28 protein-coding genes, 2 pseudogenes and 2 riboswitches are annotated in these 23,818 nt (G+C 35.2%); of the genes and pseudogenes, 7 read left to right on the top strand and 23 right to left on the bottom strand.

Annotated features, from left to right (window positions below; all coding sequences use genetic code 11):
• Positions 1 to 134: 134 nt before the first annotated feature.
• From ribH to ACIP9W_RS22030, 5 genes and pseudogenes are all read right to left on the bottom strand, one after another.
• The gene (gene ribH / locus ACIP9W_RS22010) at positions 135 to 599 is read right to left on the bottom strand and encodes a 6,7-dimethyl-8-ribityllumazine synthase (RefSeq protein ID WP_400793325.1); all 465 of its coding nucleotides are present in this window, start codon (positions 597 to 599) and stop codon (positions 135 to 137) included.
• A gap of 71 nt (positions 600 to 670) precedes the next feature.
• Positions 671 to 1,261, bottom strand: a pseudogene (gene ribB, locus ACIP9W_RS22015) (3,4-dihydroxy-2-butanone-4-phosphate synthase); the annotation flags it as partial.
• A gap of 26 nt (positions 1,262 to 1,287) precedes the next feature.
• Positions 1,288 to 1,926 (bottom strand): riboflavin synthase, encoded by a 639-nt coding sequence (ribE, locus tag ACIP9W_RS22020; protein WP_400793326.1) that lies wholly within the window; start codon positions 1,924 to 1,926, stop codon positions 1,288 to 1,290.
• Positions 1,927 to 2,079: 153 nt separating this feature from the next.
• A riboswitch (FMN riboswitch) is annotated at positions 2,080 to 2,210 on the bottom strand.
• Positions 2,211 to 2,357: 147 nt separating this feature from the next.
• Positions 2,358 to 2,488, bottom strand: a riboswitch (FMN riboswitch).
• Positions 2,489 to 2,569: 81 nt separating this feature from the next.
• Positions 2,570 to 3,313: an SAM-dependent methyltransferase gene (locus ACIP9W_RS22025; RefSeq protein WP_400793327.1), complete on the bottom strand. Its 744-nt coding sequence runs from the start codon at positions 3,311 to 3,313 to the stop codon at positions 2,570 to 2,572.
• A gap of 133 nt (positions 3,314 to 3,446) precedes the next feature.
• The gene (locus ACIP9W_RS22030) at positions 3,447 to 4,862 is read right to left on the bottom strand and encodes an aminotransferase-like domain-containing protein (protein ID WP_400793328.1); all 1,416 of its coding nucleotides are present in this window, start codon (positions 4,860 to 4,862) and stop codon (positions 3,447 to 3,449) included.
• 100 nt (positions 4,863 to 4,962) lie between these two features.
• On the opposite strand from ACIP9W_RS22030, the gene ACIP9W_RS22035 reads away from it, so the two are divergent.
• The 4 genes from ACIP9W_RS22035 (at position 4,963) to guaD (ending at position 9,335) form a co-directional block, all read left to right on the top strand.
• Positions 4,963 to 5,565, top strand: a complete 603-nt coding sequence (locus ACIP9W_RS22035) for a LysE/ArgO family amino acid transporter (RefSeq protein ID WP_400793329.1) — start codon at positions 4,963 to 4,965, stop codon at positions 5,563 to 5,565.
• Positions 5,566 to 5,694: 129 nt separating this feature from the next.
• Entirely contained in the window at positions 5,695 to 7,092 is a 1,398-nt protein-coding gene (locus ACIP9W_RS22040; RefSeq protein WP_400793330.1) for an HD domain-containing protein, read from the top strand.
• Positions 7,093 to 7,602: 510 nt separating this feature from the next.
• Positions 7,603 to 7,824: a hypothetical protein gene (locus tag ACIP9W_RS22045; RefSeq protein WP_400793333.1), complete on the top strand. Its 222-nt coding sequence runs from the start codon at positions 7,603 to 7,605 to the stop codon at positions 7,822 to 7,824.
• A 143-nt stretch (positions 7,825 to 7,967) separates the two neighbouring features.
• Positions 7,968 to 9,335 carry a guanine deaminase gene (guaD, locus tag ACIP9W_RS22050; RefSeq protein WP_400793335.1) on the top strand — a complete coding sequence of 456 codons (1,368 nt, stop codon included), beginning with the start codon at positions 7,968 to 7,970 and terminating at the stop codon, positions 9,333 to 9,335.
• 50 nt (positions 9,336 to 9,385) lie between these two features.
• Here guaD and ACIP9W_RS22055 read toward each other — a convergent pair whose 3' ends face one another.
• The 13 genes and pseudogenes from ACIP9W_RS22055 to ACIP9W_RS22115 all read right to left on the bottom strand — a co-directional run bounded on the left by ACIP9W_RS22055 (position 9,386) and on the right by ACIP9W_RS22115 (position 18,288).
• Positions 9,386 to 10,663, bottom strand: coding sequence for a M48 family metallopeptidase (locus ACIP9W_RS22055; RefSeq protein WP_400793337.1), 1,278 nt, complete (start codon positions 10,661 to 10,663; stop codon positions 9,386 to 9,388).
• 179 nt (positions 10,664 to 10,842) lie between these two features.
• Positions 10,843 to 11,232, bottom strand: a complete 390-nt coding sequence (locus tag ACIP9W_RS22060; RefSeq protein ID WP_400793339.1) for a hypothetical protein — start codon at positions 11,230 to 11,232, stop codon at positions 10,843 to 10,845.
• A gap of 302 nt (positions 11,233 to 11,534) precedes the next feature.
• Positions 11,535 to 12,248, bottom strand: a complete 714-nt coding sequence (locus ACIP9W_RS22065; RefSeq protein ID WP_400793341.1) for a PoNi-like cognate immunity protein — start codon at positions 12,246 to 12,248, stop codon at positions 11,535 to 11,537.
• 139 nt (positions 12,249 to 12,387) lie between these two features.
• A complete protein-coding gene (locus ACIP9W_RS22070; RefSeq protein WP_400793343.1) occupies positions 12,388 to 12,708 on the bottom strand; it encodes an SMI1/KNR4 family protein in 321 nt (106 codons plus the stop codon).
• A 105-nt stretch (positions 12,709 to 12,813) separates the two neighbouring features.
• A pseudogene (locus ACIP9W_RS22075) lies at positions 12,814 to 13,146 on the bottom strand (DUF2185 domain-containing protein); the annotation flags it as partial.
• Positions 13,147 to 13,220: 74 nt separating this feature from the next.
• Positions 13,221 to 13,751 carry an ankyrin repeat domain-containing protein gene (locus ACIP9W_RS22080; protein ID WP_400793346.1) on the bottom strand — a complete coding sequence of 177 codons (531 nt, stop codon included), beginning with the start codon at positions 13,749 to 13,751 and terminating at the stop codon, positions 13,221 to 13,223.
• A 211-nt stretch (positions 13,752 to 13,962) separates the two neighbouring features.
• Positions 13,963 to 14,655 (bottom strand): SMI1/KNR4 family protein, encoded by a 693-nt coding sequence (locus ACIP9W_RS22085; RefSeq protein ID WP_400793348.1) that lies wholly within the window; start codon positions 14,653 to 14,655, stop codon positions 13,963 to 13,965.
• Between the two features lie 90 nt (positions 14,656 to 14,745).
• Complete coding sequence (locus ACIP9W_RS22090) at positions 14,746 to 15,891, bottom strand: suppressor of fused domain protein (RefSeq protein WP_400793351.1); 1,146 nt, start codon at positions 15,889 to 15,891, stop codon at positions 14,746 to 14,748.
• A 149-nt stretch (positions 15,892 to 16,040) separates the two neighbouring features.
• Complete coding sequence (locus ACIP9W_RS22095; protein ID WP_400793354.1) at positions 16,041 to 16,496, bottom strand: YrhA family protein; 456 nt, start codon at positions 16,494 to 16,496, stop codon at positions 16,041 to 16,043.
• A gap of 99 nt (positions 16,497 to 16,595) precedes the next feature.
• Positions 16,596 to 17,117, bottom strand: a complete 522-nt coding sequence (locus ACIP9W_RS22100) for an SMI1/KNR4 family protein (protein ID WP_400793356.1) — start codon at positions 17,115 to 17,117, stop codon at positions 16,596 to 16,598.
• 22 nt (positions 17,118 to 17,139) lie between these two features.
• Positions 17,140 to 17,592: an Imm30 family immunity protein gene (locus ACIP9W_RS22105; protein ID WP_400793379.1), complete on the bottom strand. Its 453-nt coding sequence runs from the start codon at positions 17,590 to 17,592 to the stop codon at positions 17,140 to 17,142.
• Between the two features lie 81 nt (positions 17,593 to 17,673).
• Positions 17,674 to 17,850 carry a hypothetical protein gene (locus ACIP9W_RS22110; protein WP_400793359.1) on the bottom strand — a complete coding sequence of 59 codons (177 nt, stop codon included), beginning with the start codon at positions 17,848 to 17,850 and terminating at the stop codon, positions 17,674 to 17,676.
• Between the two features lie 21 nt (positions 17,851 to 17,871).
• Complete coding sequence (locus ACIP9W_RS22115) at positions 17,872 to 18,288, bottom strand: tetratricopeptide repeat protein (RefSeq protein WP_400793362.1); 417 nt, start codon at positions 18,286 to 18,288, stop codon at positions 17,872 to 17,874.
• Between the two features lie 262 nt (positions 18,289 to 18,550).
• Here ACIP9W_RS22115 and ACIP9W_RS22120 point away from each other — a divergent pair, with 262 nt between their 5' ends.
• The 3 genes from ACIP9W_RS22120 to ACIP9W_RS22130 are packed head-to-tail and all read left to right on the top strand — an operon-like array spanning position 18,551 to position 21,137.
• A complete protein-coding gene (locus ACIP9W_RS22120; protein ID WP_400793364.1) occupies positions 18,551 to 19,003 on the top strand; it encodes a hypothetical protein in 453 nt (150 codons plus the stop codon).
• 27 nt (positions 19,004 to 19,030) lie between these two features.
• Positions 19,031 to 19,900 (top strand): tetratricopeptide repeat protein, encoded by an 870-nt coding sequence (locus ACIP9W_RS22125; protein ID WP_400793366.1) that lies wholly within the window; start codon positions 19,031 to 19,033, stop codon positions 19,898 to 19,900.
• Positions 19,901 to 19,904: 4 nt separating this feature from the next.
• A complete protein-coding gene (locus tag ACIP9W_RS22130) occupies positions 19,905 to 21,137 on the top strand; it encodes an AAA family ATPase (protein ID WP_400793368.1) in 1,233 nt (410 codons plus the stop codon).
• A 316-nt stretch (positions 21,138 to 21,453) separates the two neighbouring features.
• Here ACIP9W_RS22130 and ACIP9W_RS22135 read toward each other — a convergent pair whose 3' ends face one another.
• Genes ACIP9W_RS22135 through ACIP9W_RS22155 form a run of 5 tightly spaced genes read right to left on the bottom strand, consistent with a single transcriptional unit; the run spans position 21,454 to position 23,693 of the window.
• Entirely contained in the window at positions 21,454 to 21,876 is a 423-nt protein-coding gene (locus ACIP9W_RS22135; RefSeq protein ID WP_400793370.1) for a hypothetical protein, read from the bottom strand.
• Positions 21,877 to 21,889: 13 nt separating this feature from the next.
• Entirely contained in the window at positions 21,890 to 22,306 is a 417-nt protein-coding gene (locus ACIP9W_RS22140) for a tetratricopeptide repeat protein (RefSeq protein ID WP_400793372.1), read from the bottom strand.
• 12 nt (positions 22,307 to 22,318) lie between these two features.
• Positions 22,319 to 23,161 carry a hypothetical protein gene (locus ACIP9W_RS22145; protein WP_400793374.1) on the bottom strand — a complete coding sequence of 281 codons (843 nt, stop codon included), beginning with the start codon at positions 23,159 to 23,161 and terminating at the stop codon, positions 22,319 to 22,321.
• Between the two features lie 23 nt (positions 23,162 to 23,184).
• On the bottom strand, positions 23,185 to 23,376 hold the full coding sequence (locus ACIP9W_RS22150) for a hypothetical protein (protein ID WP_400793376.1): 192 nt from the start codon (positions 23,374 to 23,376) through the stop codon (positions 23,185 to 23,187).
• Between the two features lie 26 nt (positions 23,377 to 23,402).
• Positions 23,403 to 23,693, bottom strand: coding sequence for a T7SS effector LXG polymorphic toxin (locus tag ACIP9W_RS22155; RefSeq protein ID WP_400793380.1), 291 nt, complete (start codon positions 23,691 to 23,693; stop codon positions 23,403 to 23,405).
• Between the last annotated feature and the right edge of the window lie 125 nt (positions 23,694 to 23,818).

Here is a 23,818-nt window from a genome sequence, read left to right on the forward strand (position 1 = left end):
TACCCGCACTACCAGTCAGCTATACACTTCCGCCACTACGGCATGTTAGGGACTTTCACCCGTTAGAGAAAAGCGCTGCCAAGCGCACAAAAGACAGACTAGTAACAGTCTGCCTTTATCTATAACTTATTAAATTAGAATAAACGATTCAAATTGGCCATTTCAATAGCAGATACCGCAGCGTCATAGCCTTTGTTTCCAGCTTTAGTACCTGCACGTTCGATCGCCTGTTCAATCGTTTCGGTCGTAACAACACCAAACATCACTGGAACACCAGTTGATAATCCTACACTTGCGATGCCTTTCGCAGTTTCATTACAGACGTAATCATAGTGAGTAGTAGAACCTCGAATAACAGAACCTAAGCCGATAATAGCATCGTATTTTTTTGTTTCAGCCATTTTTTTAGCGATAAAAGGTACTTCAAATGCACCTGGTACCCATGCAACATCGACATTTTCTTCCGATACACCATGACGTTTCAGACCATCCATTGCACCATCTAATAATTTTCCATTGATAAATTCATTGAATCTTCCTACCACTATACCAATTTTTAAATCCGTTCCGATTAACGTTGCTTCAAATACTTTACCCATTCTTCATCTCTCCTAAGTTAAATTATATTTTTTTATTAAACCGTCGCCTTACTACTCGATTCCTGTTTAGAACGATAGTTCACTAACGCCTCTATCGTCACAAATTTCAAATCGTGCATCTCTGCAATAGTATGTAATTCTGGAACTCTTGCCATGGAACCATCCGCACTCATAATTTCACAAATAACTCCTGCGGCTTGTACACCACAAAGTTTTGCAAAGTCTACTGCTGCCTCGGTGTGACCTGGACGCTCCAGTACCCCGTTATCTTTTGCAATCAGTGGAAACACATGCCCCGGACGACGGAAATCGGAACTCACCGATTTAGTATTTAACAACTGTAAAATTGTTTCCGAACGCTCAAAGGCACTTATGCCAGTGTCAGTTGTTTTGTAATCGACACTAACAGTAAAAGCCGTTTGGTGATTATCTGTATTATTCTCTACCATCGGATTTAAATCTAGACGATCCGCTAACTGCTGAGTTATAGGTGTACAAATCAACCCACGGCCATATGTTGCCATAAAGTTTATATTTTCTGGTGTCGCATAGTCTGCCAATACAAGGAAATCTCCTTCATTTTCACGACTTTCATCATCTACAACAATAATAATTTTCCCTTTTGTTAAATCTTCTATTGCTTCCTCAATTGAATGAAACATTTCCAAAACACCGCCTATCGCCTATTTTAAAATCCATTTTGCCTTAAGAAATCCATCGTTACCGACGAATTTACTTTCTTTTTCTCTAAATGATTGATCACATATTTGCCAAGTAAATCATTTTCAATATTGACGACATCCCGCTCTTTCTTTATACCTAAAATTGTTTCGCTAAATGTAAGAGGAATAAGCGATACAGTGAGCTGTCTCGGCTGAACATCGAAAATAGTCAAACTAATACCATCGATTGCAACCGAGCCTTTCAGCATGCAGTATTTACTCAATTCTTCACTTATGCCGATGTCCACATATACGGCATTCTCCACTTTTCTTTTGCGAAGGATAACACCCGTTCCGTCTACATGTCCTGAAACAAAGTGACCGCCAAATCGGCCATTTGCAGGCATTGCACGTTCCAGATTAACGACATGTCCAGTTTGCAAAGAACGAATGCTTGTAGACTTCACCGTTTCTGGCATGACATCGACTGTAAATAGATTGCCCGAAAATGAAATGACTGTTAAACATACACCATTTACTGCGATACTATCACCTAAGTGAATATCTTCTACCATCTTTTTAGATTCTAATGTTAGCTGCATACTATTAGGACCGCTTTTCATCGACTTAACCTTACCCAAGTCTTCTACAATTCCCGTGAACATAGATACACCTCTTTTCTACAAGAAATTTTGTGCAAAAAGAAAACCCCATAGATCAGCTCTAAGGGGTTGGTTTTGGGAAATTATGTTTTACGCATCGACAAATAAACCTTTTAGGGGTGTTTTTTTACCCCATAAGGAAAATAAGCTTACTCGTACATCCTTCTCCCATCCAGACTATACTGTCGGCTTTGGACTCGCACCAAATCCTGCCTAAAAAAGGCTCACGGGCTTAGAATTGCTTCATCACCGTCGATTGGGAATTTCACCCGACCCCGAAGGAATACACTTGTATAAAATTTTTAGGGTTTTATGACAAAAAGAAAACCCCATAGATGTATCTCTACGGGGTGGATTAGGAAATTCATGTTAAAAGCATCACTAAATAAACCTCTAAGAGTGTATCTCACTCCATAAGGAAATAAGCTTACTTGCACATCCTTCTCCCATCCAGACTATACTGTCGGCTTTGGACTCGCACCAAATCCTGCCTTAAAAAGGCTCACGGGCTTAGAATTGCTTCATCACCGTCGATTGGGAATTTCACCCGACCCCGAAGGATTATTCATCTATTAAAACGTAGTATAACACTTGGAGATTAAAAATTCATCAAAAACAACTTACACCACATTTAATTTAATAATTATTAGTTAGCTGGCACTAGTTTCACCATGTAAGACATAGCTTTATCTAAGTCCACATACTCACGATACTTCCAAGTCATGTAATCCATTGCACCGCCAGGTTTTATATCAAGTAGCGTAAGACCCGTATCTTCTAATAACATGTTTAAATCTTGAGGAGAATAACATCTTAGCGATTGAGTGACTTTTTCCTCTCCGTCAAACCATGTATCTAACATACGACAACCTATAAAATCGAAATTATATTTTCGCAGCTTACTTCCGATCTTCATCTCTTGACCTGCCACATATGCCCAATACCAAGGCGTATATATATCTATTAAGATACATCCATCTGGTTTTAGCCACTTGCTCATTCGTTTTAATAATTTTCGTTGATCTTGATCCTCACCAATTCCAAATCCATCTATATAACAAATAACATCAAAGGATTTCGGAAGCTCAATCTCATAAAAGTCACCTTCTATAATTTCAAGCTCACCTATTAAATGATGTTCGCTTTTCAGCTTTCTCATGTAGTCAACTCGCGAGGATACCAACTCAAGAGCAGTTACATCATATCCTTTTTTAGCAGCTGTTATGGCAAATTCTCCGCCTCCAGCCCCTAACTCCAAAATAGACTGGAAAGGTTTAGATGCCAAATTCTCTATTTTCGCCAATATTTCCTCATGCTCTTCGTTTGGACCTGTTAAGCCTTCTTCATATAATCGAAATTGTTTATCGTAAAATTTTTTTACCCATTCCATCCTGAACACTCCTTATTCAACATTTATTATTCAATAAGGCCGATCAGGATGGATCAATTGTAAAGCAACATGTATTGTCCTCCAATAACTTGTAGTCTCATAATCTATAACACAGATTTTTCAGAAATCTATCCTATATATTCGATAATAGTATATGTAATCGTTCCTTTAATTCCTCCAAATTAGCGTAAGCATAAGATAGCCGTATATGATGTAAATCTTGTGAATCATATATATAACCTGGATTTATGAGAACATTTTGCTTGATTAATTTCAAAAAAAGCGTCTTATTCACAAGAGGCTTATTAAACCTAAGCCAAATATAGAACCCTCCTTTTGATTTCTCCCATGTAGCAATTCGCCCAAAATCTTTTTCAAGAATAGTCTCTATAAACAAAGCTCGTTCCTTTAATTGCTGGCGTAGCCTAGTAACATGTTCCTCATATAAACCAGAAGAAAGCCAATAGGCAACTATTTCTTGTGAAAAAGCACTCGATCCATAGTCTGTTTGCATTTTAATATCCGCGAGTCGATTAATAACGGCTTCAGGGGCAACAACCCAACCAATTCGGAGTCCAGGGCTTAGTGTTTTGGACACGCTTCCTATATATAAAACTTGCCCTGTTTGATCCAAAGATTTCATGGCCGGCGGAGACTCTTCAAACAATAATTCATGATACACATCATCTTCAACAATTGGTATTTGTAATGCTGTGCATATATCCAATAATCTTTGGCGCTCCTCAATCGTTAAACTACTTCCTATTGGATTATGCAAAGTCGGTATGGTATAGAAAAGTGATTGTTTTTTCCCTCTTGCAGCTTTTAATGTTTTAGCTAAGTGTTCATTCTGCTCGACGGACACCATTTGCATACCAGCTGATTGAAACGGATGAACTGAGTTTAAATAAGAAGGATGCTCTTGAAAAATGATTGATTGCTGTTCCAGTAAACCAACGGAGATCAATTGCAAAGCTTGTAAAGCTCCAGAGACAATTAAAATGCTTTCTGGCGACGTATGTATTCCACGTTTTTTCAAATAGTCACTTAAAATTATTCGTAGTCTTTTACTTCCTTTCGGCTCTGAATAACCGATATCTCGCGCGTTTAATGAAATAGATTGCAGTGATTGTTCTAAAAGCTTAGTAGGTAGTAGTTCTGGGGAAAGTTCACCAGTACCAAGCCTAATCATAGAGGAATCTTGTTCATATTCATTAATGAGCTGGATTGTATGATAATTTGGTTTATGGATACTTGCTTCTATATGTTTGTGCCAATTTGGCTGTGATTTATTGAGTAACATATTCCAGGAGTTATTCGATACAAAAGTACCGGCTCCTCTTTTCATTTCCAGTAATCCATCCGCTTTTAATTCGTCCAGAACTTCAATGATTGTGCTACGATTCACGCCTAACAACTCGGCTAATTTGCGCTGAGGTGGAAGTTTCATGCCAACTGTCCATTCTCCGCGACTAATAAGTGTTGTCATCCAATCAACAATTTGGATATGGAGTGACAAATGCGAGTGGCGATCTGGTTTCCAGTTCAAAGTATCGCTCCTTTAATTGGTTGGTTTAGAAACCATCCAATTGGTTGTTTTCTTCTAGTTGTAACATAGCTAAACTAGTTATGGAAGGGAGTTTTTGAATTTGGAAGCGATATTACACGGAATTTTATTAGCATTTGGACTTATATTGCCATTGGGCGTACAAAATGTCTTTATCTTTTCACAAGGTGCTAGCCAACCAAGTTTGTTGAAGGCTTTTCCTGCAGCTATTACAGCCGCACTTTGTGATACCTTACTAATTGTACTTGCAGTATTCGGTTTGTCTGTCATCGTCTTGCAATTAGAGGGCTTGCGATTAGGCTTAATGATTGTGGGGATTATCTTTCTATTGTATATGGGATACTCTATTTGGAGAACAAAGTCGGCTAGCCTAGAAACGGGGAAAAGTTTAAAACCAAAGAAACAAATTGTCTTTGCGATGTCCGTCTCCCTGTTAAACCCGCATGCTATTTTAGACACGATTGGTGTCATAGGGACTAGCGCTTTAAAATATGTAGGAACAGAGCAATTATTATTTACAGCCGCCTGTATCATTGTATCCTGGTGTTGGTTTTTCGGGCTGACAGTTGCAGGTGCAACGATCAAAAAGCTTGATGGAACAGGTAAGCTAATGACTATTTTCAATAAATGCTCCGCTGTTTTTATTTGGTGTACTGCGGGTTATCTATTGATAGGATTGCTCTAAACACAAAACGTCCTAAAGCTAGCTACTGCTTTAGGACATTTCCATCTCATACTATCTAATAGTTCTGAATATAAACACTTTATTTATTCGATTACTTCTGTATAATATTTTACAAATGAGGTGAATTCGATGATTAATCAAGGGAAAGAATTGCTGAGGCAAAGATGTAAATACTTATCTAACATGGAAATTTTACAACTAGAACAGGCAATGGACTTTGCCGAGCGAGCGCATAGTGGTCAAAAAAGAGCAACAGGCGAACCATATATCATCCATCCGCTTGAAGTAAGTTTAATATTAGCAGAATATAAAGCAGATATTATATCTCTAATAGGTGCATTACTCCATGATGTGGTGGAAGACACGGAAATTACCTTGTCTGAGATCGAACAGCATTTTGGCAAACAAGTTGCTTTCATTGTAGATGGTTTAACAAAGTTTGAAAAAGGGACAATCGCAAAGGAAGAATACAGCGCTGTTAACACAGAAAAGCTTCTTTCAACTGCTATTTTAGACATCCGTGTAGCTGCCATAAAATTGGCGGATCGTCTACATAATATGAGAACACTTGCAATCAAAAGAATTGAAAAGAAAATACCTTATGCAAATGAAACATTATTATTCTTTTCTCCACTAGCTGAAAAGCTTGGATTATATAGACTACAAGAGGAATTAGAAGATTTAGCATTTAGCTATTTAGATTCGACTCGGTATAAACAATTTAAACAAACAATGGAAGGTCTCGCTAAAGACTACAATACTACTTTTCAAAAGTTCATTCAAAAAGCTCAACTATGCGAATCAAATAACGTCATTATCCATGTAGAGTTTCGTATGTCTCCTCTCTTCAAGTCCTATAATCTGATAAGTGAAGGAAGTCCTGTTTCTGATCTTTTTACAATTCATGTTACAACTAAAACCGCACGAAATTGTTACACTGCTTTAGGAATTATCCATTCATTATTTGAACCTGTACCTGATCAGTTTATGGATGAAATAGCGATTGAAAAACATCCATTTTTAAAACAGCTAAAAACAAAGCTTAAAATCAATAATCAAATCGTCCTTGTCAATATCCAAGATGAAAGAACAAATAGCTTCTATAAAAATGGAGTCTTTGACTATTTGCAAGAAACCAATATGCGAAATCTAAGTGAGCTACTATTAGGAAGCTCCATTCACACGATAAAATCAATCTCGAATAATTCCATTGCATTTTGCGAGTTAATTTCTTTTGAATTATTCCAGGAAGAAATAACGGTATTCACTCCAACAATGGATGTGTTTATACTACCAGCAAACTCGAATATCATCGATTTTGCATATGCATTCAATCCTTCACTTGCAAGCAAAATGTCCTTTGCCAAAGTGAATGGTGAAGTACAATCCCTTCAAACAATATTACAAGATATGGACATTGTTGAAATTCACACCAAAAGCAAAATAACGGCAAACGCTAAATGGCAGCATCATGTACAAACATCAAAGGCTATAAAAGAAATAATGGAAGTTGTTGAAGAAAGTTAAAAAAGTTTCATAACGGTAAGCATACATCCCAGAGCAACACTTACAGCCGAAATCGAGCAAAATTGCTTACTTACACGCGGCAAACTTGCTAGAGACAAAATTTCATGTATATTTTTCCAGTTAATGGCTTAGGGCAATCAATTGATAATCGAAAGCAACCAGTTCTTGTTATAAAGCAACTAAATCAGCGTGAAAGCAACCAAATTAACGATGAAAGCAACCAATACTTATAATAGCAAGATTACGTGAAGTGAGACGAAGATGACTGTAACTCGCTTTTTTAAACGTTGCGCAAATGTCCTTCAATGTTGCGCATTTACTATTTTACATTATTCACCAAAAGGAAATACCTATTCTCTTACTTTCCACCTAAACTATCGCTCCTCATTCAGTTTTGCTTTCTTAGTGTGACATTTTTTATCTTTCAAGTTCTAACTCTCCAAGCTCATCATAAAATAGAAGAATTCTAACTTTTAGAAATGATAAATTGCTGGAAAAGGGGACAAGAAGATGTTTGCTGTTCATTTTTATGAAAACAAGACAAAAGTGTTAAATCAAGCGTTAAGAAGTATACCTTCAGTAGGAGAAGATATAAAAATTAAAGGTCGGAAAGGAAAAGTTGTCAATGTAACAGAAATGGATGAAAACACCTATCATGTATATATAGAGTTTGAAAAAATAGTAGAGAAAAATATTGCAAGCAAAGACCTTGGGAAGAAAAAAAGAAGATAAACATTCCTAATAAATAGAAAAAAGCGAGGGTTATTTTTACTCTCGCTTTTTATTGTATTTTCCGCAAAAACGATAGACTCCTTCTTCCTATTGCCCTATAATTACGAATATAACGGCTAAAAACGAACAATGAGGTGTAACTTATGAATAAATATGCGCAAGTTTTTCAAGGAACTGCTTTTACTAGCAAATCACCAAAAGAAGTGGAAATCTTAAAAGACTATCTCTTTTGCATTAATGACAAAGGGATGATTGAGCGAGTTGTGGCTCCAGCAGATACCGACTATTCGGTTTTACTAAATACTTATGAAGGAAAAGAAAACTTTCGCCGCTTAGCGAAAGGTCAATATTTTTTACCAGGTTTTATTGATTTACATGTGCATGCTCCGCAATGGGCACAATCTGGAACAGCACTAGATATTCCCCTGTATGATTGGTTAAATACATATACATTCCCAATTGAGTCTAAATTTTCGGATTTAGAATTCGCAAAAGCAGTCTACGAAGATGTAGTAAGCACGCTGTTAGCTAATGGAACGACTACTGCTCTTTATTTTGCAACTGTACATAAAGAAGCAAGTTATTTGCTAGCAGAAATATGCGCGAACAAAGGACAACGCGGCTTAGTAGGGAAAGTTGTCATGGATAATCCCGATCAAAATCCAGACTTTTATCGAGATGCAAGTACCGAGACCGCATTAGAAGATACGGAAGCATTTATTTTAGCTGTAAAAGAACTTGCCAAAACTACTAAACAAGGGGTATATCCAGTAGTTACACCTCGTTTTATCCCAAGCTGTACGGATGATGCTTTAAAAGGTTTGGGAGAGCTTGCCGCTAAACACGATACACATATTCAATCGCACTGCAGTGAAAGTGATTGGGAGCATGGCTATGTACAAGATCGATTCCAAAAGAACGATGCCTTTGCATTGAATGATTTTGGCCTATTAGGTGAGAAATCGGTAATGGCCCATTGCAACTTCTTAGATGATAACGATGCAGATCTGTTTGCGGAAACAGGAACGGCGGTTTGCCATTGTCCAATATCCAATGCTTACTTTGCCAACAGTGTTATTCCGATCGCTCATTTACATGCAAAAGGTGTAGAGATCGGCTTAGGCTCTGATATTTCTGGTGGTTTTTCGCCTAGTCTTTTCGATAATGCTAGACAGGCTGTCATCTCATCGAGAATGTTAGAAGATGGGGTAAATACAACGATTCCTGCTAGTGAGCGTGGGGTGCCAAATTCGCGTATAACGATTAATGAGGCATTTTACTTGGCAACTGCGGGTGGAGGAGAAGGTTTAAGTTTACCAATCGGACGGTTAACAGAAAGTTATGCATGGGATGTACAAATCATCGATACGAAACTAGCGACTGCAAAATTACCTATTTTCAACGAGGAGGAAGATTTGGATGATGTCTTCCAAAAAATAATGTATCTAGTTCGACCAGAAAATATTCGGGAGGTCTGGGTTCAAGGAGAAAAAGTCCACTCACGTATATAATCATGTAGGAGGTGCTAATACAACTAGCACCTCCTACAATTAATTGGAACTCATCGGGCATCTTGCTCCTTGAGTTCCTTTTCACTAGCAATTCTAGTTATTCTTTCTAACATTGTCGGATGGCCATATCGAAACCATTTTACAAGGAGTGGAGGATTCACTTCATTTAATCCAGCCTTCGTAAGTTGCTGGAAAGTGCTAACAGCTGCCTCGGGATCTGCCATTAAATCAATTGCATATTGATCTGCTCTAGTTTCTTGGTATCTAGAGACGTAATTTGATACTGGACTGGAAACGAACAGTAAAAAAGAAGTCATCAGTAAAAATAGTGGCAATGAATGAATCGCATTTAATCGATTAATATTTAAGACACGTCCAAAACGAGCGATAATCCTAGGCATTATTTTCGCCATTAACCAAAGTCCAACAAGCGTTGTTAAAAGATAGCCAGCGATTCCGAAATAGATATGCTTCTCCACATAATGCCCCATTTCGTGTGCCATGATGAAGAGAATTTCACTTTCCGATAATCTGCTTAACGTCGTATCCCATAATACAATTCTTGCATTACTTCCAATGCCTGTAACATAGGCATTTAGCGCATTTGTCTTTTCCGCCATATTCACTTCATATACATGCTCTGTCGGGATATTCGCCTGCTCTGCAACCGCCAAAATTTTCGTTTCCAATTCTTTATTCGTCAGTGGATAAAAATCATTATACAATGGGTCAATTACGACAGGTTGGATAAACATCAGGAATATCGTAAAAGGAATCATTAATAACCAAGCATGCAACCACCATCTCTTTGTGCTTTTATTAATTAGCCAATAAAGAACGGTTACTAGGAGTACAGTCTCTCCGAGCGTAATCCAAAAATCAATTAGATTGTCCCGCATCCATGAAGAAAAAGCTTGCGTACTTATTCCGTAGTACTTGCTTAAGTAAAACCTGAAATAATCTAATGGAAACATTACGATAAAAAGGAAAAACGATAATAAAAACAAATAAACCGCATTTTTTACGATTGCCCATTTGTTTTTTAAAGGAAGCCATCTTTCAAACAATTGAGAAAGACCAGTAATCAAAATAAAAAAATAAACAAGCCATTCAAACGGAGTTAAAACAAAAAAGAGGAAATTTCTTATTTTTGAATACTCTCCACTTAAGTACAACTCACGCTCCGTCATAAACGTATCCGGGTCAGCAACTGTCCCTTTCAATGTTGCTGGAATACCACCACTTCCACTATGGAAAATATAAATATACATAACTAATGCATATACTCCAAATATCAATAGAGCAGTTATTCCCCATTTTTTCGCCAAATCCTCTTTCCCTCCTTACACTCTCTCCTACAGTAAGTGTAATCAAAAAGAGGAAAGATAGAACCACTTTCTTCAAGATAATGAGAAAAAACTCAGAAGGGAACTCCCAAGAGACTTCTTCAACTATTCAATCTAATATTATATTGCTTTTATATACGCGGTTAAATATTTCAAAAAACTTATACACCGAAAGAGTACATTTTATCTTTAATCTCTTGCAAATTAGTCAATTCATTTGCAAATAATAGAAATGACTCCTTATCATGTGCATCAAGTGTTTCATTTACCTTAAAATTCAAATGTAAAATTTTCAGCTCAAAATCTAATACGGAACATATACTACCGTTATTATATAGACTCTCTATATCTTCCACATGCATTAGAAATCTAAATTCACTGTTGACGATTACTAACAAATGCCAACCTAGAAGATCGACGTATTTCCGTTCATTTGTAATTGTCCAAACGTCTCCTTGTCGAAACTCAATAATATGTTGATGCTGTTGTCCCGGACAGCAACAGCTAACTTGTTGTTGAAAAGATTCTAGTATTACAAAACGATCATACATAGGTCTTCCTCCTTCATTCATCTTCGTTTTTCAACTAAAATTAATCTAAGCTCTCTTTTTAATAACAAGTAAGAGTAACTTTCCAAATTTCAAATGAAAATGATTATCACTTTCATTTATAATTGTATATGATAATGTTTATCAACGTCAATGTTATTCAGTTTTAAATTTTCAGTATTTACTTTGTTACATAATAGAATTCCAAAATACAGCACAATTTTCACAAGAATTCTGCAGATATGTTTACAATAATAAAAGACCTCATTACGAAGGTCTTTGATCTGATTTTGCTCTTATTTATTTTAATCTAATAGATGAACCATATCATATGGATAGTAAGGAACATCCTTTAATATCTGATCATCCAACCCTAATATTTTTGCAACTGCCCCGCTTTCAAAGCTCCAGTAACCACTATAAATATCCTTTTTACTTTTGTGGGTATCATACCAACCTGTATCTTGATGACCATGATACCAATCTTTAGATAAATAGTTCTTTAAATGTGTTAATGATTCTTCTTTGTTAGCGGCATTAATAACGCTATCAAATGTTTGATATGGTATTTTGAACTTAAAATTTGGGGTACTTCCTTTCCATTCTTTATTAAAATGTCCCAATAAAAAATCTATTAAATAATCTTTCACGCCATCTTGAGCTACCATTTTCTCTAATTCACGCATTTCTGCCTTTCGGATATTTAACATGATTCCAATTGAAATCATCCAAACCATTTGAACATAACCTCTATCAGAATTCCATACCTGTTTCATAATGTGAAGAACTTTCGGAAATAAAATTCTTATGCTTTCAAGCGGTGCACCGGACGAATACAAAGCCTTCAAAACATTAAAATAGAAGCCTTCGATACCCCGAAGTCCTGATTGAACGCCTCTATCTGTAATTCCTCTTTCCTGAATCAAACTATTAATTGCTTTTTCAAATTTTTCAATTCTAGCATACTCATATTCTAAATATCCATTGAAATAATTGCTATTTTTTATGGTATCTCTCATAGTACATCCTCTTTTCTAATACTCTTTTATGTATAAACCATTTTCTTTTAAATGACCTATTTAGAAATCTTCTTTCCATGCTGTGTTATAGTTATCAAACCCCTCTGAACTGCTCCAAGCAACTACCGGTCACTCCTTATTATCCATTTTGCTTAAAATATAAGCAATAAACATATTCTCCAACATTTTTGATAATTACTAAATCCTTTTCCATTCCTAACTCTATATATCTCTGCGTGTTAATAACAACAGGAGCTCTATTTGACTTAGCCATACCTAAAATATCAACTCCAAATAATCCACCAGATCCGTAGGTGGTTAAAAACCACTTAAAACTTTCTGGTAATTCCACCCCAAGCTCATTTTGGACAAGAGTGATTTGAGTTTCATCTACTCCACCAGTAAAGTCATCAGATTCATTATGTTCGTCTATAAAATTTACTAACTCCTCTCTATCCATATATAGGTCCTCCTTTTTCCAGTCCCTTTAGGAACCGATGATTATATAAATACTGGTAAACCCTTAATAGGCTTTAAGAACAGTTATGTATTTTAGATTATTCTTTTAAGAATTCAATATTTGATTTATAGTTACTTCTTTTTCCAATTGTAAGTTATAAAAACTTACATGAATTCCTTCCTCGTATAACCAACACAAATCAGTTCCATAAGGAGCCTCAAAAATTTCTAAGATAACAGGAGAAAATTTGGAAATTGATTGCGCATTTAATATGATAAAATTAATTGGATCATTAACATATTCATCACCGTCTTCTACAGAATAAAAGTTCCAACCATTTAATTCTGGTATGGAGCTTTTATCCCGAAATGAATATCTTATTGGCTTACCGCTAAGAATATTCTTCGAAACAACAAAACCACCATATTTGCTGTTATTTCCATTACCAAAATCACCTTTTCTCTAGTCGCAGTATATAGAAAAACAACACTCCCACCTAATCTGCTACTCTTTTAGCTAATTTCCTCCACGACTTTTTTTATATCAACCGTTCCACGTTCTTCAAGTAATTGCTTTAAAGAGTATCCAGATTTATTTAAATCGTGAATATGGGGATGTTTTTTCAAACATTTTATGATTAGATAATTCCCTTCCTCTGTTCGTTTTTTTAATACTTCTTGACATAATGACAACAATGCTGAATTACCGAATTTTCTGTCTCTTATATTCAAATTAACCCCTAATTCCACTAGCCTATGAGCCAATTCAACTGCACCAGTAAAATGAATATTTGCTGCTAAATAGTGTAGTTCATTACATTCTTCATTTGAAATTATATTTACCTTTGCGTTATTGTCCAATAAAAAGTTGGCAATATCAAACTTTCTACTAATCAATGCTTTTTCAAGTAAACTAATGCCGTTTCTATCAACAAGATTTACTATCTTTTCAATGCTTTGGTTCTCCATTCTTAGCTTCTCCATAAACAATTCAAAATTGCCAAATCTAATAATAGTCCAATAATCAGCTTTCTGAATATCCATTATACGATAATCTCCTAATTCTTTATTGTGACTTCAGTTAGTACTAGGTACCAAATGAAGCATCCGATACATTTGGTAAGTTATAGTACAATATACCATCCGAATATTTAATAAACTATTAATTTTTTTGGTGCCAATCTGACTACTCTTAGAAAGACTATTTTGTAAACTGTAGACTACTATGCTGCTTCTAATTTCTTCACTTGTATTTTTAAATGTCTTGTAGCCCTATTACAATCCATTCATCTACAACATCCCAGAAATTCAAATTATATTCAGGCTGATCATTGCTAAACCATAATGTAGCTGCACCATCGATACAGTTGGTTATATCAATAGCAACATATCCTCCCATGCCATTTTGAAAAACCCCATATGTAGTATCCATAATAATTCCTAAAGGTTCATCTAAATCTTCAAGTATTCCCCATTCATAATCCTCAAAATGAGTAATGTGTTCCACTGGCACAAGCCCCATAGCTTTACTTGGCAGATAATAAAATCCATTATGTAACTTTTCATAGAACTTCTTAATAGATCTTGGTAGTTTTGACCATGCTTTCTTCATTTCTGGAATAAATAACGAGTTGGTTGGTATACCGCCTTCATAATATAAAATTTCTTCATTTTCACTTTGTACGCTGTATAGTACTGCATATTGTCCATTATCTATTATCAATTCAAATTCTAATAGATTCTCTTGCAAATACGATATAGTATTGTTCATTTCTTTTTCGCACACACTATTCCATAAAGCTATTAATTTATCTTTCTTTTTGATTTTATCCGTTTCTTTAAATATTTCTTTCCATTCTTCTGGCATATTTTCAATAGTGAGTAAGTCCTTGTTAGATACAAACTCTATGTTTTTTCTATACTGTTTTAAAAAAGATAATTTATCCACTGGAAATCACCCCTGTTTATTTATCCTATTAGACTTCTTTATAAAGGCACTTGGTGCTCTTTCTAGCCTTATAAGTACACAAGAACATCTTTATATTCCAACATTTACTCTACTAATATCCAGTATATCTGAGATCCCTTTCTCTCGCATTTTTTCTAGTAGATACCCATGTCCTTTTTCCAATGCAACGCTTCTTTCTTCGTCATAAATAGGTACTAATGAATAAAAGTGAACCTTTCCTTGTTTTGTATTCAGATTCTCCAATTCTGTTTCTTGAGGGCGACACACCAGTATACTTGATAATTTTGTATCAGATGCAAATGGCTGAGGAGGTTCTCCATTAGGAAGAATAACTCCTTCTTCAAGCCAACCATCGTAAATATGTGGAATATGAGCTACTTTCCTTAGCCACCTAAATGGCCAACCGTTATTTTGATCATTCAAATTGTCTTCCTCAACTTTCCAACTTGAAGGCAATTTTAGTAACAACTCTGCATATTTCAACTCATTTTCTTTCTCTGTAAAAATCATAGGTTCGTCACTCATACCTGTCGTTACAAGAGTTATGAATTCCTTATTAATTGATGGAGGGATAATATGAATATTGACTGATACTCTACTACCAGGAACAGTTTCACTTATTGTGTTTTTGATATTTCCAATATGTTTAACCAAATGCTCTAAAATCTTATCTTGATGGTCTTTACTGTTGTCTTTTGCTGTTGTAGTAGTAGAAAAACCTTTTTTATCTTCTAACAACTTCATGATCTCTTCTTGCCCTTGTTCCTTTGCAAATGTTAATGCGTCCATGTTTTTCTTTGACTCACCGCTATATTTAATGTCCGTATCTATTCCACTTTCAATTAATAGGTTTGCAATCTCTACATGCCCATTACTAATTGCACCAAACAATGGATTTCTTTCAGGTTCGCTTACGTCCAACTCAGCTCCGTAAGCTAATAAGTATCTTACTACATCAATATATCCTGCAGAAGCAGCTTCGTTCAACGCGCCACCGCCGTATACACCACCTAGCATATTAATATATAAGCCGAGTTCTAATAATTTTTTTACTATATCTAACTCCCCTTTAGAGGCTGCGACATGAAGCCACGTTCCAAAGGGGGTCATCGTATTTAAACTACCAGCATTAGAGCCGATTAATTCAACAACTTTTTCAGTGTTTCCTTTTTTTATTGCCGAACGAATTTCTAGTGCTACTTGTTTACTTTCCATCTCTCAACTATTGCTCCTTTTACAACATCACTAGGCTCATTAACTATTTACACCAGTCAATAAGCTCCGTTATTTAATTTGGATAAAAATTTTGTAGGAAGCCCCCTAAATAGAACCTTCAAAAGCATTCAGTCGGTGGAGATTATAATTTAACTGAGTACTGTAGCGAATGCAGATTCAAGCATAACGTCAAAATCGCGAAAAGACTCCATATGCTCACCTGAAGGCTTATCTAGTTCAACAAAAATTTTTGTTGAAACATTATAACAAAACCAAGCTATATCTGAATCTCCCAAAAAAATCAGTTTATCTTCGCCTTTAATAGACTCCCACGTTTCATTGGCATCAAAAAAACTGTCCACCTGGTTTATTTGCTTAGTATCTAGAAAAACTTTATCAATCCCATAAATTTTAAGTCCATTAAATTCAATTCCATTTACTGTTTGTAGATATTCATAGTATTGCTGGGGTAGTATATCTTCACCAAATTTTTCTACTACAGATTTACGAAATCTTGATAACTCATGTTGATTGATAGGTAAATTGAGTTTTCGATTTCGTTTCTCTCTTATTTTGGCAATCTGATTAACCTGCTCTCTCCACATATAATCACCTTCTAAGATTATTTATTCTTTATTGGAATGTAACCTTTTTCCGACATTTACTTTAGGAAAGTCCAATATCGAATAAAGTCTTAAATTAAATCAAAAATCTAATTCTTTCTCATTCCCTTCATAATCTACTAACATTGAACCTTCTTCTAAAACATCCATAAGCCACTCTATAAAACCACTCCAAGTACGCGAAACTGATTTATTTTCAGTAGCCCATTGAACAACCTCAGTATCTTGAACATTATTCGTATTTAAATCAAAGCAGATAGAATCACCATAATTCAAATCTGCAATTATAAATAAATTATCCGTCATCCTTGGGCGTCTATGGTTTTCCCAAAATGACTCATTAATGTATGAAGTACCTCTTCTTTTTTGTTCTAAAGCTGACGAATCAATCGCTGATAATACAGTTCCAGGAACAAATAATTCTCCACCATTACAAACTTGCAAAAATTCTTTATATATTTTAGGAAATTTAAAGTTTATTTCTTTTTCTACCTGTTCAATATTGTGGAGGTCAACCCCAGGATTTAATGAATGCACAGTGTCCACATATTTATTAATTTCTTCCAAAAAAGGCTTTAAATCTTCATGTACGTCAAATGCCATTTTCATATTCTCCTTTAAGTATCTAATAGCCAAGTTTTAACTCAATTCCCTTTAAAATTTCATCTACAGAATTGCCAAACATATTTGGATCTTCCTTTTTAATATCCATTAATAAATTTATGATAATCCCCTTAGTCTTGAGATCTACTTTAGTTAGTCCATTAGCATATATGCTTCTCACTTGTTCATGATTTAAAATTCTGTAATGTAACTCTTCCATCCATTCTCTTGCCCTATCAATAATACTTGGAACTGCTAATGCTATTAAATATACTCCTTCTTCAATACTCTCTTTATAAAGATGCTCTATTCCATGTACAAGACCGAACATAACCTCATATCGTTCAGTATCATCGTCAAATACCATGCATAATTCTGTAATAATAGACTTATTTCCAAAATTAATAAGATTGGCTAATGCTTTTTCAAATTCTGATACTTCTGTTGGAGATTGTAAGAGTCTATTAGTATAAATTTTTTTAACTTAGATCTCACATTCACACATTTACACCTCAATTACTTTTTTTCTAGTTCAGGATATAAGTCGCTATGCTTTCTAATCGTAATTAGAAGTCCCTACATTGCTCTTAAATAATAATTTCATCCTTTTCGTTAAACACTGCCACTCATCAAAAATTATTTTATCATCCGGTAGTTCTTTCCATGCTTGTTCTAATAAAATGACAGAGTCCTCTAGATTTCCTTTGTCAAATTCTTCATTACTCTTATCCATTAATTCTTTATTAATCACCTCTTAAATTTCACTTTTAATCACATCAAAATATTTCTCCTCTTCATTTTCAAAAATCGAGTAGCCTTCCAGAATATATGCTCTCAGTAAATAATCTTTGGCTTTATTAACGTCTCCTAATTCATACAAGGTCTCACCAAGACGTAACATAATAAAAGGATTTTCTATTCCATCAGGACAATTAATCGCATTAAATAAAAAATCTTTCGAAGCATTATAATCTTTATTCATATAACAGGTATCACCTAATGCTATGTAAATCCATGTGCTTGCTTCCCAATTATGTTTAGGTTCGGGAACTAAATCTAAGGCTTTTAAATACATTTGTATGGCATTATCCAAGTCAAAACTATTAACTAAGTCATCTCCTTGAGAGCATATAATTACTACTCTCTCATATAGTTCATCCTGTAATTCCAATATGAATTCCTCCCAATTATCTGGTGATAAGCATTCCTAGAAACTTCTTTATAGAAATCTTGTGCAAGCCCCCTAAAAAAGAGGAAAGATAAAATGTTTTCTTTTTAACCTTTTTATATAAAACTTAATATTAAAAGGTTCTTTTAAGTACTGTTTATGTTTAACAGGATTATAGTTGACTTTCTAAAAGAATAAATAGAAAATTATGTATATAGATAAATATATCGAGTGTTTCATCATTGAATTATTAGGAGGGTATAAAATGCAAGAAGATCTATATTCAGCAAGCATTACAGATGAATACATAGAAAAAACGAAAAGCTATAACCTTAGCAGTTTATTTATAGCTGCTTTCTTTGGTCAAATTATTGCAATTACAGCATTGGGATTGCAGAATGCGATTTGGCTAAAAGTAGAGAAGAAGATTTTATATAAGCTTATTACCGTCAGCGCTTCTTTGTTTCTCTTTAAAATATATTTAACTTATGCAATTACCCATCAAATAATCAACTTAGACGAAAGTTATATTAAAATTATTGGTAGAGTAATAGGAATTGTTACTTTTATCATTTATTATAACTATTTAAATGGCACCTTTAAAGAACATATGTCTTTAAACGGTAAAACACAATCGCTAGTTCTTCCAGGGATCATTTGGTGCACTATTGGCATTGCAATAGAATTTTTTATGATAAATTTCATCTCTAGTATATAGTTAGACTACCAAAAGGAGGATAGAAAATTGATCAAGGAAAAAGCTGTTTCATTGGAACTAGTAGAGCATTATTTTCACATTAATAAATACGAGCAAGTGATAGAAATATTTAAAGACGGCATGGGAGAATACATCAACAACGGTTTAGCCTGGTATATTCTTGGATACAGTAATTATTCTCTAGAAAACTATGAATTAGCTGAAGAGCAGATGAAGGAAGCCCTCCGTTTTGGTATCCATGAAGAGCCGGTACTTCATGTATTAGGAATGATATATATTAATACGGAACGGTGGCAAGAGTCAGAGAGTGCCCTTCTCGAGGTGCTCCGAATAAATCCTAAAAGTGCAGATGCTCATGCAAGTTATGCATATTTGATGAAATTAGTGGGCCAAAGAAAAAAAGCATCCTTACTCATAAAGAAAGCATTAGAAATGAATCCAGAGGATGGTCGAACACTCCGATTACATTATTTTATAGAAGAGTTAGGCAATGGGAAGAAAGAGCAAATTAATTCTATACAAAAGTATATGAACTCGAATGACTCTGAGCTTGAAAAATTGCTGCATTTAGGTCATGCAGCTCAAAACCAAAATGATCCAAAAAAAGCTATGGAACATTACGGGCAAGCATTTGCCTTAAATCCCGAAAATAAAAAGTTGTTGGCTACACTTGAGGAGCTTGAAATTGATGCACACCCCTTATTAGTTCCAAATAGACTGGCGGGTAGACTGGGTTGGGGGGTTATATGGATAATAGGAGTAGGACTCACAATCCTATTATTTTCATTGGATTTTAATATGATAGGTACTATTTGGCTTTATACATACATTGCATTTTGTATTTATACTTATTTATCAGTACCAATGGTAAAGTTCTTACTAAAGAGAAAAAGGTGATAAAATGGATAAAGTGAAATGGCTACAACAAATGGTAGAACAAAGTCCTCAAGATGCCCAAGCTCACTATTGGCTTGGAAAAGAACTAGCTGAAAATGGAAGTTTACTAGAGGCGGTTCAATCTTTCTCAACTGGTATAGCTTGCTGTCAGGATGAGGAGCTTCGCATAGAAATAATTCAAGAACTCACAGCTGTAAGTTCAAGACTTCAACAGCAAAAGATAAAAGAAACCGTGCAATCATCCGGGGAATTGTTGGAAGAAGGATATTCTGAACCAAACATGCTTGTAGAACAACAAACAAACTTACAGCAATTAAAACCGAAGCTTAAAGTTATTGAAGGAAATGGTGCCAATAAAGAGGTTAAAAGTGTTTCTAATACGATAACCTTTGAAGATGTTGCCGGCTTAGAAGATTTAAAAAAGACGATTACTCTTCGGATTATAAGTCCTTTTTTTAACAAAGGATTATTCGCTAAATTTAAGAAGAAATCAGGTGGAGGAGTGCTTCTCTATGGTCCTCCTGGGTGCGGAAAAACATTTATTGCTCGAGCGACTGCTGGGGAATGTAAGGCAAATTTCTATCCAGTCCATATTACAGATATTTTAGATCCATATATTGGCGTAAGTGAGCAAAATCTCAAGGATATCTTTGATAAGGCCCGCTTTCAAAAGCCTAGTATTATGTTCTTCGATGAGGTTGACACCATAGGATATAGTCGTTCCAAGTCTTCCTCACATCTTAGAGGAGTAATTGATACCTTTCTTTCCGAGATGGAAGGTATTGATACGAGTACAGATGAAGTGCTTGTCATGGCTGCTACAAATACTCCGTGGGATATAGACAATGCATTAAAGCGTCCGGGCAGATTTGACCGATTGATATTTGTTGCTCCTCCGGATGAGAAAGCAAGAAAGCAAATCTTTCAATTAAAATTAATGGGTCGATATGCGGAAGAAATAGACGTGGCAGCACTTGCTAAAAAAACCGAGTTTTACTCAGGTGCAGATATAGAAAATGTAGTGGAAATGGCTTCAGAAAATGTTTTAGAGGAAATTCTGACCACGGGAAATGAACGACCACTAAACACAAATGATCTAATGCATGCACTTAGCAATCAGCAAGCATCCACTTTAGACTGGTTACGTACGGCAAAAAATTATGTAAAATATTCTAACCAAAGCGGGCTTTATAATGATATTGAAAAATATCTTCAAAAGCATAGCAGAAGCATTTAGGGAAAATGAATGTATGGCTTAAGTTAAATATGAATATTAGATAAGCTTATAAGAAACCCTGTTGTATCAAGTTAAATTACGCTGATATCGACAGGGTTTTCCATTGACCAATTAGCGTAAGTCCGTCTTCCAGTTCGCCTTCTAGAAATTGTTCCTCCATATCAACTAGCCCTAATACTGACTCATAGATGGAATTTACTTTACTTCTTAATTTATTAGCTATGATAAATCATGTTATTGTATGTAAAAATGCAAAAAAGGACTAGTCACTAATAGTAGACAAGTGCTTTAAGTTCAGTTCGTTTAATGTTCTACTTTATTGTTTATCTTTTAAAAATTTCAAGTACTTTTCGTCATCTTCACTAAAGCACCTGCCTCTTGATTTCTTGTTTGCAGTATCAAGATACTCTTTTGCTTTACCTAAATCACCTAACTCATAAGCCACCTTTCCAGCCCATAGTTCTCTTTCACCTGCATCTCCTCTTGCGGGATCTGCGACAAATATATTATCAACCCATTTTTTCATCCGTTCGGTATCGTTTAATATAATAGATATATCTAAAATACCCCATATGATTAAAAAGCTCTCATCAAAAATCACTTTATTATCTGGTAGTTCTTTCCATGCTTGTTCTAATAAAACGACAGACTCCTCTAGATTTCCTTTATCAAATTCTTCATTACTCTTATCCATCAATTCTTTTATGTGAGCACCTTTTTCACCTGTTACATAACTCATTTTTAATTACCTCTTAAATTTCACTTTTGATCACATCAAAATATTTATCCTCTTCATTTTCAAAAATCGAGTAGCCTTCCAGAATATATGCTCTCAGTATATATTCTTTCGCTTTATTAACATCTCCTAATTCATACAAGGTCTCACCGAGACGTAACATAATAAAAGGATTTTCTATTCCATCAGGACAATTAATCGCATTAAATAAAAAATCTTTTGAAGCATCATAATCTTTATTCATATAACATGTATCACCTAATGCTGTGTAAATCCATGTACTTGCTTCCCAATTCTGTTTAGGTTCGGGAACTAAATCTAAAGCTTTCAGGTACGTTTTTATTGCATTCTCAAATTCAAAACTATTAACTAAATCATCACCTTGAGAACATATACTTACTATTCTTTCATAAAGTTCATCATGTAATTCCAATATAGACTCCCCCTAATTATCTGGTGGTAAATATTTCTCTCCTAAGCTAGCACCTTGAGAACGGTTTATACTATAGTGTTCCAGATAATAATTATTTGAATCAAGAATCCATTCTCTTACCTCTTTTGACTTTGGACCATAATTACTACCAATTTCATTCCACCATGTAACGGCATCTGTTTTGTATGCCATATCTGCTTCATTTAAAGGACGCCATTTATTTTCACCGTCTAAGAATTGAGTTTTACCACGTACATTTTGTATCTTGCCTTCTTGGGACATTCTTTCAATAACTTCTCTACCAGTTCTTGACGATTTACTTGGTGTTCTTCCCATATATTCTAGTCTATTACTAGTAGGTTTAACAATATCTTTACTCTTCGCCCCAACATCCACATTCTTTATATCAGTCTTAACATCGACATCGCCACTTTTAATCGTCGTAGGAATCTCCGTTTTTACTGGTGGCATGTTGAATATAAAGTCATTTGAAGTATCCAATTGGAAATGGGTTTTATATAATATATCTAGCTGGTTTTGTGTTTTACCTATTGGGCTGTTTACGACGTCTTGGTAAATGGGTGTATAGATGGATGCCATTTTCTCCGTGTTCACTACATTTCTTGCTTCAAATAAATCGCTGCCTTTTTTGACGAATTTCCCACCTGTGCTCGCCCATCCTGCAAAAGGGATCATTGCACCAAAAGATAATGCGGCGTTCGTATTATCTCCTCTAGCGGCATAAATAACCCCGTTTACACCGTCCGCTATTTCGCCAAATCCTGGGACAAGTCCAGCCACATCCAATACGGTCTGGAAGATATCTAGTCCTATATTTTCCTTTGGTTTCTCCATCTGAATACTTTCTTGTTTATATTCTACTTTAGAAACAACTTCATAGAAAACTGTTTCTCCACCCACAAATCACTTGGATTTAAGTATACTTTTGGGAACAGTTCTGTTCTAAAATCACTTCTTAAGGTAAGAACTTCCCATTGGTTTTGCTCAAATGTTATATCCTTTACCCCTGCTTTAAACAGGCCTTCCAAATCCGCCAGCCATGTATCCATCGCCTGCAAACTCTGTTCGATGGGATTTAATGCGTCGTCTGGGTCCCATCAAATTCGTGAAGCCCATTGACCGTATCAGTGTGCTTTCTTTTAGAATCTATGATTCCTATTTGTACCCCACGATCATCCAAATGGGGTAAACCAACAATATCACTGACCTGGTCCATGATACTATTGGTATCATCCGTCAAGCTTTCGGTCAGTTGACCAATTAGTGTAAGTCCGTCTTCCAGTTGGCCTTCTAAGAATCGTTCTAGTATGTAGCCTGCTGTATCTGGTTCGAACGAGTGAAGGGCTGCCTCCATCTGTTGAAGTATCTGTTTGAATTACTTGTCAATAAAAAAAAGATAGAGTAGGCGCATGAAAATTAATTCATGCGCCTCTCGCAGATCCGTACGTGCGGGTCATCGCATACGGCTCCTCCATGCTTATCCCCTTTGGG

The sequence above is a fragment of the Psychrobacillus sp. NPDC093180 genome, assembly GCF_044754065.1.
Taxonomy (GTDB): domain Bacteria; phylum Bacillota; class Bacilli; order Bacillales_A; family Planococcaceae; genus Psychrobacillus.

Excerpts from the sequence above, each read along its gene's own strand:
- ACIP9W_RS22090 (WP_400793351.1), bottom strand. The coding sequence starts at position 15,891 with ATGGAAAGTAAACAAGTAGCACTAGAAATTCGTTCGGCAATAAAAAAA.
- ACIP9W_RS22095 (WP_400793354.1), bottom strand. The coding sequence starts at position 16,496 with ATGTGGAGAGAGCAGGTTAATCAGATTGCCAAAATAAGAGAGAAACGA.
- ACIP9W_RS22080 (WP_400793346.1), bottom strand. The coding sequence starts at position 13,751 with ATGGATATTCAGAAAGCTGATTATTGGACTATTATTAGATTTGGCAAT.
- ACIP9W_RS22045 (WP_400793333.1), top strand. The coding sequence starts at position 7,603 with ATGTTTGCTGTTCATTTTTATGAAAACAAGACAAAAGTGTTAAATCAA.
- ACIP9W_RS22100 (WP_400793356.1), bottom strand. The coding sequence starts at position 17,117 with ATGGCATTTGACGTACATGAAGATTTAAAGCCTTTTTTGGAAGAAATT.
- ACIP9W_RS22150 (WP_400793376.1), bottom strand. The coding sequence starts at position 23,376 with ATGGATACATGGCTGGCGGATTTGGAAGGCCTGTTTAAAGCAGGGGTA.
- ACIP9W_RS22040 (WP_400793330.1), top strand. The coding sequence starts at position 5,695 with ATGATTAATCAAGGGAAAGAATTGCTGAGGCAAAGATGTAAATACTTA.
- ACIP9W_RS22145 (WP_400793374.1), bottom strand. The coding sequence starts at position 23,161 with ATGGAGAAACCAAAGGAAAATATAGGACTAGATATCTTCCAGACCGTA.
- ACIP9W_RS22025 (WP_400793327.1), bottom strand. The coding sequence starts at position 3,313 with ATGGAATGGGTAAAAAAATTTTACGATAAACAATTTCGATTATATGAA.
- ribH (WP_400793325.1), bottom strand. The coding sequence starts at position 599 with ATGGGTAAAGTATTTGAAGCAACGTTAATCGGAACGGATTTAAAAATT.
- ACIP9W_RS22060 (WP_400793339.1), bottom strand. The coding sequence starts at position 11,232 with ATGTATGATCGTTTTGTAATACTAGAATCTTTTCAACAACAAGTTAGC.
- guaD (WP_400793335.1), top strand. The coding sequence starts at position 7,968 with ATGAATAAATATGCGCAAGTTTTTCAAGGAACTGCTTTTACTAGCAAA.
- ACIP9W_RS22110 (WP_400793359.1), bottom strand. The coding sequence starts at position 17,850 with ATGGATAAGAGTAATGAAGAATTTGACAAAGGAAATCTAGAGGACTCT.
- ribE (WP_400793326.1), bottom strand. The coding sequence starts at position 1,926 with ATGTTCACGGGAATTGTAGAAGACTTGGGTAAGGTTAAGTCGATGAAA.
- ACIP9W_RS22120 (WP_400793364.1), top strand. The coding sequence starts at position 18,551 with ATGCAAGAAGATCTATATTCAGCAAGCATTACAGATGAATACATAGAA.
- ACIP9W_RS22135 (WP_400793370.1), bottom strand. The coding sequence starts at position 21,876 with ATGAGTTATGTAACAGGTGAAAAAGGTGCTCACATAAAAGAATTGATG.
- ACIP9W_RS22130 (WP_400793368.1), top strand. The coding sequence starts at position 19,905 with ATGGATAAAGTGAAATGGCTACAACAAATGGTAGAACAAAGTCCTCAA.
- ACIP9W_RS22065 (WP_400793341.1), bottom strand. The coding sequence starts at position 12,248 with ATGAGAGATACCATAAAAAATAGCAATTATTTCAATGGATATTTAGAA.
- ACIP9W_RS22070 (WP_400793343.1), bottom strand. The coding sequence starts at position 12,708 with ATGGATAGAGAGGAGTTAGTAAATTTTATAGACGAACATAATGAATCT.